At 61.0% G+C, this 5,280-nt stretch carries 8 protein-coding genes; 2 read left to right on the forward strand and 6 right to left on the reverse strand.

What is annotated here, in order from left to right:
* On the reverse strand, positions 1 to 525 hold a 525-nt coding region (locus HX803_RS30635), incomplete at its 3' end, for a hypothetical protein (RefSeq protein WP_178925827.1).
* Between the two features lie 183 nt (positions 526 to 708).
* Here HX803_RS30635 and HX803_RS30640 point away from each other — a divergent pair.
* The gene (locus HX803_RS30640) at positions 709 to 1,089 is read left to right on the forward strand and encodes a hypothetical protein (RefSeq protein WP_178925828.1); all 381 of its coding nucleotides are present in this window, start codon (positions 709 to 711) and stop codon (positions 1,087 to 1,089) included.
* Here HX803_RS30640 and HX803_RS30645 read toward each other — a convergent pair.
* Positions 1,074 to 1,673 (reverse strand): short chain dehydrogenase, encoded by a 600-nt coding sequence (locus HX803_RS30645; RefSeq protein ID WP_178925829.1) that lies wholly within the window; start codon positions 1,671 to 1,673, stop codon positions 1,074 to 1,076. The two genes, HX803_RS30640 and HX803_RS30645, sit on opposite strands and share 16 nt — an antisense overlap.
* Positions 1,674 to 1,777: 104 nt before the next feature.
* Between HX803_RS30645 and HX803_RS30650 the strand changes: the two genes are divergently transcribed.
* Positions 1,778 to 2,686 (forward strand): LysR family transcriptional regulator, encoded by a 909-nt coding sequence (locus HX803_RS30650; protein ID WP_178925830.1) that lies wholly within the window; start codon positions 1,778 to 1,780, stop codon positions 2,684 to 2,686.
* Here the strand turns inward: HX803_RS30650 and HX803_RS30655 are convergent.
* The 4 genes from HX803_RS30655 to HX803_RS30670 are packed head-to-tail and all read right to left on the reverse strand — an operon-like array spanning position 2,683 to position 5,136.
* Positions 2,683 to 3,168 carry a DoxX family protein gene (locus HX803_RS30655; protein WP_178925831.1) on the reverse strand — a complete coding sequence of 162 codons (486 nt, stop codon included), beginning with the start codon at positions 3,166 to 3,168 and terminating at the stop codon, positions 2,683 to 2,685. The two genes, HX803_RS30650 and HX803_RS30655, sit on opposite strands and share 4 nt — an antisense overlap.
* Complete coding sequence (locus HX803_RS30660) at positions 3,165 to 3,941, reverse strand: DNA-binding domain-containing protein (protein ID WP_178925832.1); 777 nt, start codon at positions 3,939 to 3,941, stop codon at positions 3,165 to 3,167. Before HX803_RS30660 ends, HX803_RS30655 begins: the two co-directional genes overlap by 4 nt.
* A complete protein-coding gene (locus tag HX803_RS30665; protein WP_178925833.1) occupies positions 3,938 to 4,816 on the reverse strand; it encodes a DUF692 domain-containing protein in 879 nt (292 codons plus the stop codon). The genes HX803_RS30660 and HX803_RS30665 overlap by 4 nt, the downstream gene beginning before the upstream one ends.
* 23 nt (positions 4,817 to 4,839) lie before the next feature.
* The gene (locus HX803_RS30670; protein ID WP_178925834.1) at positions 4,840 to 5,136 is read right to left on the reverse strand and encodes a DUF2282 domain-containing protein; all 297 of its coding nucleotides are present in this window, start codon (positions 5,134 to 5,136) and stop codon (positions 4,840 to 4,842) included.
* Positions 5,137 to 5,280 lie beyond the last annotated feature (144 nt).

Here is a 5,280-nt window from a genome sequence, read left to right on the forward strand (position 1 = left end):
GGCTTCGGTCATCAGGTTGAAGCGGCCGTCACCGATCTGCTCTTCCACGTAGGGCACGGCCAGCGGCGGTTGGCCTTCGCGCTCCAGCACCATGCCCTTGGCCGTGACGTTCATCGCCCAGGCCGGTTTATGGCCATTGGCCCGCAGGATCATGCGCTTGAAGTCCGGGTCGTTGCAGGCCGAGGTCGAGCGTTCTACGCGGTAGAGCTGTTGCAGGTCCACCGAACCCTGGGTACCGGCAGCCACGCCAGAGAACTTGCCGCGCAGGTCGGCAAACAGCGCACCTTGCTGGCCGGCCAGGGAAGCGGCTTCCTGCAGCACGCTGGTGCCGCCGGTGTCGTTGACGACATAGTTACGCTGGTCGCCGCACGGCTGGAACAGCAGCTTGCCGCCGACCGCTGTCAGTTCACCCTGCATGCGGGTCATCCCGACAGTAGAGGTTTTAGCCGGCTCGCTCTCGAACATCTGGCAAGCGGTGAACAGCGGCAGCAGGGCAAACAGGGCGAGGGTACGGACGGCACGCATTTATCGGTCTCCAAACAAGTGCCGCCACGTTACGCAGGCTGGCGCTGCATCACAAGTGCGGGACACCGTTTGAACCGTCTGCGCGACAAGGATGGGAAACGGAGCGTTGCTGATGGAGACTTTTCCTACACTCAAGGCTAGAGCGTCGTGAGAGTGTCGACTTCTTTTCACTGGGAGACAGCCATGAACATCAAATGGGGCATCTGCGCACTGCTGTTCTGGGCAAATGTTGCCTTTTCGGACGAACCCGCCCGGCTCGAATACTCGTCAGCCACGGATTTCACGGATATCTCGTTGACGCTCAAACGGGCCGGGCACGCTGTCCCGGCCAATGTTGAGGTCAATGTTTCGCTGAGCCCGGAGGCGAAGGCCAGAACACAATCCATCACGCTGCTTGCCTACCAGAAGTACGTCACACTCTACGTTGACGGTTATCTGATCAATACGGCCAAGGTTCAAAGCCCGCTGGGCGGTGCGTTCAGATTTCCGGCCCCGCGTGCGCTGGTGAGTGAATGGATGTCCGAGCCTTCGCGCGAAGCAATTGCCGTTCAGCCCACGATGTAGGTCTGACCGGTCTGCAGGCCTTCGACGCTTTTTGCGTAGGCCAGCGCCACATCGGCACCTGTGGCCGGTTTGAAGCCGCGGAAGTAAGGCGCATAGCTGCCCATGGCTTCCAGCAGGACCGTCGGGCTCACCGAGTTGATGCGCAGGCCACGTGGCAATTCGATTGCCGCTGCTTTGACGAAGGCATCCAGTGCGCCATTGACCAGTGCTGCCGAGGCGCCGGTACGAATCGGGTCACGGTTCAAGATACCGCTGGTGAAGGTGAAAGAAGCGCCATCATTGGCGTACTCGCGGCCGATCAGCAGTAGGTTGACCTGGCCCATCAGCTTGTCGCGCAGGCCCAGTTCAAAATCGGTCTCGCTCATGTCACCCAGCGGCACGAAGTTGACGCTGCCCGCTGCGCAGACCAGCGCATCGAACTTGCCGGTCTGTTCGAACAGTTTGCGGATCGAGTTGCTGTCGCTGATATCCACCTGGAAGTCGCCGCTGCTGCGGCCGATGCTGATCACTTCGTGACGCTGCGCCAGCTCTGCCTTGACCGCTGAACCAACCGTGCCGCTGGCACCAATCAATAGGATTTTCATCGTGCTGTTCCTCCAGGGGGTAAGTGAAGGTTCAGTCTAGTGTGGCTTTTTGGTTGGATAAACGCGCTAATAGGCAACCTTTGGTTTTCAAATGGAAACAATCCATGAGCGAGATGGATGACCTGGCCGCCTTTGCCGTGCTGATCGAAGCCGGCAGTTTCACGGTGGCGGCCGAGCAACTGGGGTGCAGCAAGGGCCAGTTGTCCAAGCGCATCAGCCAATTGGAAGCACAGTATTGCGTGGTGTTGCTGCACCGCACGACCCGCAAGCTCAGCCTGACGGCTGCCGGCGCCGCCTTGTTGCCCCAGGCCCAGGCACTGGTGGTCCAGGTGGACCGCGCGCGCCAGGCACTGGCGCGGCTCAAGGACGACTTGGCAGGGCCGGTGCGTATGACGGTTCCGGTGTCATTGGGCGAAACCTTTTTCGATGGTTTGCTGCTGGAGTTCACCAAGCGCTATCCCCAAGTGCAGATCGAACTGGAACTGAACAACAGCTATCGTGATTTAGCGCGGGATGGGTTCGATCTGGGGGTGCGCTCGGGGGCGATCGAAAACGAGCGCCTGGTGGCCAAGCCTCTGCTGGCCTGGCAGGAGATGACCTGCGCCAGCCCGGCTTATCTGGAACAGCATGGCGAGCCGCTGACGCCGGCCGACCTGGCTGGCCATACCTGCTTGCTCAACAGTCATTACAGCGGGCGTGAAGAATGGCTGTACCACCAACAGCATGAACTGCTGCGGGTGCGGGTCAGCGGCACATTTGCGTCCAACCACTACAACCTGTTGAAGAAAGCTGCGCTGGTGGGGGCGGGTATTGCGCGCCTGCCGTCCTACGTATTACCTGCGGAACTGGCTGACGGTCGACTGCGCTGGCTCCTGCGCGACTATCAGACGCGGAGCCTGCCGATGTACCTTGTTCACCCCTACCAAGGAGGGCTGCCGCGCCGTACCCAGGTCCTCGCCGATTACTTGGTGGACTGGTTCAAGCGCAGCGGCGAGGCCCTCGATCGACTTTAGCGGTAGCGACGTGCAATCAGATGATCGATGGACAGGCAGCCCGGGCCCTTGGCGACCAGCAGCAACAGCAAGGCGATCCAGGTGCCATGGGTCGGGTAGGCGTCCGGGTACACGAACAGCTGAATGGTCAGGGTCATGCCGATCAGCGCAAGGGCCGAGAAGCGGGTGGCAAAGCCCACGAGGATCAGCACCGGGAAAAAGTGCTCGGCAAACGCTGCCATGTGCGCGGCCACTTCTGGCGACAGCAACGGCACATGGTATTCGCTGCGAAACAACGGCAGCGTGGACGCGGCCAGTCGCGGCTCGCCCAGCTGGAATGTGCCGCTGATCAGGTCGATGGCAAAGCCTTCGACTTTGGTCTGTCCCGACTTCCAGAACACTGCCGCGATGGAAAACCGTGCGAGAAAGGCGATCAGGCTGTAGGGAATTTTCTCAAACAAGGCGATGACCCGTTTGATCAGGCACGTTGGGGTTGTGTTCATGGCGATACCTTTTCTTCCAGGTGCAAATGAGTGATGGCGTCGTGGCTGATCAGCACCGTGAGGCATTGGTGCAAGTCGAATTCCGCCGAGGCTTCCAGGGCGTGTGTCACGGCCATTTCCAGCGCCGTGCCATGGTTGAGGCTGTTGATGAAAGCGACCGAGCCCGCGTCGATCGCGAACACCTTGACCGCCAGGCCTTGGCGCAGCACCAGCGCGCCTTGGGGATGCCAGGGGTTCAGGGATGCCAGGGTGCCTTCGGTCTGGTGGGCCGCCCATACCGCCACCACCGCATAGGCGGAATTCAGCGTGGCCAGGGAGGGATGCAGTTGCAGGCGCAATGCCCCCAGGTCGGTTTGACCTTGCAAGGCCTCAAGGACGGCCTGCTGGTTCATGGGCGGTGTATCTGCCGCGTGATAGGCGCGCACCCGCAGGCGCTCAAGCCGCGCGACGTCGGCCAGGTAGGGCACGCTGGCAGCGGGTTCAAAGTCCTGGATGAATGCTGCGAACGCGCTGCCGTACTCGCTGATCAACGGGCTGGCGGGGGGGCACGCCTGCACAAACAGGCCGGCCATTGCGCGGAAAAACGCTTCGCCAACCAATTGGAAGGTCACGGGGTACGCCGACACCAGTGCATTGATCAATGAGCTGTGGACGTTGTTGCGGTACACCGCGAAGCGGCTGGCCGGGTCAGCGCCGTTACTGCTGAACAGGCCGTCGGGGCAGGGCAGGTCGGGCGATATCAAGGCATCGGCAAACGCATCATGAAGGCTCATGGGGTCACCTGCGTCAGGTGCGACTGCGCGTGCTGGGCTTCGGCCAGCAGCACGCTGAAGGCGGGCACCTGATTGTCCCGCTCGATCAACGTGGCCACCGGGCCGGTACGTGCCAGTACCTGCTCATACAACTGCCATACGGCGTTGTCGATGGGCGCGCCGTGGTCATCAATCAGCAAGCGATCACCCAAGCTGTCGGTATCTTCGGCAAAGCCCGCCAGATGAATCTCACCCACAGCGCGCAAAGGCAGCGCATCGATGTAGGCAAGCGGATCGCGCTGATGGTTGATGCACGACACGTAGACGTTATTGACGTCCAGCAGCAAGCCGCAGCCGGTGCGGCGGATGACCTCGCCGATGAAGTCCGTCTCGTCGATGGTCGAGCGCTCGAACTGCACATAAGTCGACGGATTCTCCAGCAGCATCGGCCGCCTGAGGGTGCTTTGCACCTGGTCGATGTGTTCGCACACCCGGTTCAGGGTGGCCGTATCGTAGGCCAGGGGCAGCAAGTCATTGAGAAACACCGGGCCATGGCTGGACCAGGCCAGGTGTTCGGAAAAAGAGTGGGGTTGATAGCGCTCGATCAATTTGGCCAGCCGTGCCAAGTGCTCACGGTTCAACGGGCCTTCGCCGCCGATGGACAGGCCCACGCCGTGCAGCGACAGCGGGTACTGCTCGCGAATCAAACCCAGGTAGTGATGAAACGGGCCGCCGGCCACCATGTAGTTTTCGGCGTGCACTTCAAAAAAGCCGATGTCGGGCGAGGTCTCGAGCACTTCGTTGAAGTGCTCGTTCTTCAGCCCCAGCCCGGCCCTGTAGGGGAGACCGGGCACCTGAGCCGGTGAGACGGAGTGTTGGGGTGAGAGCGTCATCATCAGTACTCAGGTTGCGGATTGAATCAGGACTTGGCCGTGAAAGCCGCTTCCTGGCCAAAACCGGTCGGCGAGGTGCTGCTTGGGGTGGTTTTGCAGGTGCCGGCCGGGACCAGCTTCCAGGCGTTGGCCTGGTCTTTGACTTTCGATGTGCCGGCGCAGGAAGTGCCAGCGCCTGCAGCGCAATCGTTCTTGCCGGCTTCAGCGACACCGAAGCATTTCTGCATGTCGTCGGCGGCGTGGGCGGTGTTGGTCAGGGCGGACAGGCTCAGGGCGGAACCGAGGGCCAGGACGAGGGTAGCGGCGGACAGTTTGGTGGTCATGATGTATCTCCAGCAGTGGGTTGAGGTATCAGGCCTGTTTGCCTGCTTACTCCACTAGAGGCAGCAGGCTGGGTTTCGTTACATGCTCATCGAAAATAATTTAATAAATTCTGGAGCACACAAAAAAATGTGGGAGCTGGGGTG

It is taken from the genome of Pseudomonas sp. P7548 (assembly GCF_013386585.1).
In the GTDB taxonomy this organism is placed as follows: Bacteria; Pseudomonadota; Gammaproteobacteria; order Pseudomonadales; family Pseudomonadaceae; genus Aquipseudomonas.

Excerpts from the sequence above, each read along its gene's own strand:
- HX803_RS30640 (WP_178925828.1), top strand. The coding sequence starts at position 709 with ATGAACATCAAATGGGGCATCTGCGCACTGCTGTTCTGGGCAAATGTT.
- HX803_RS30645 (WP_178925829.1), bottom strand. The coding sequence starts at position 1,673 with ATGAAAATCCTATTGATTGGTGCCAGCGGCACGGTTGGTTCAGCGGTC.
- HX803_RS30650 (WP_178925830.1), top strand. The coding sequence starts at position 1,778 with ATGAGCGAGATGGATGACCTGGCCGCCTTTGCCGTGCTGATCGAAGCC.
- HX803_RS30655 (WP_178925831.1), bottom strand. The coding sequence starts at position 3,168 with ATGAACACAACCCCAACGTGCCTGATCAAACGGGTCATCGCCTTGTTT.
- HX803_RS30660 (WP_178925832.1), bottom strand. The coding sequence starts at position 3,941 with ATGAGCCTTCATGATGCGTTTGCCGATGCCTTGATATCGCCCGACCTG.
- HX803_RS30665 (WP_178925833.1), bottom strand. The coding sequence starts at position 4,816 with ATGATGACGCTCTCACCCCAACACTCCGTCTCACCGGCTCAGGTGCCC.
- HX803_RS30670 (WP_178925834.1), bottom strand. The coding sequence starts at position 5,136 with ATGACCACCAAACTGTCCGCCGCTACCCTCGTCCTGGCCCTCGGTTCC.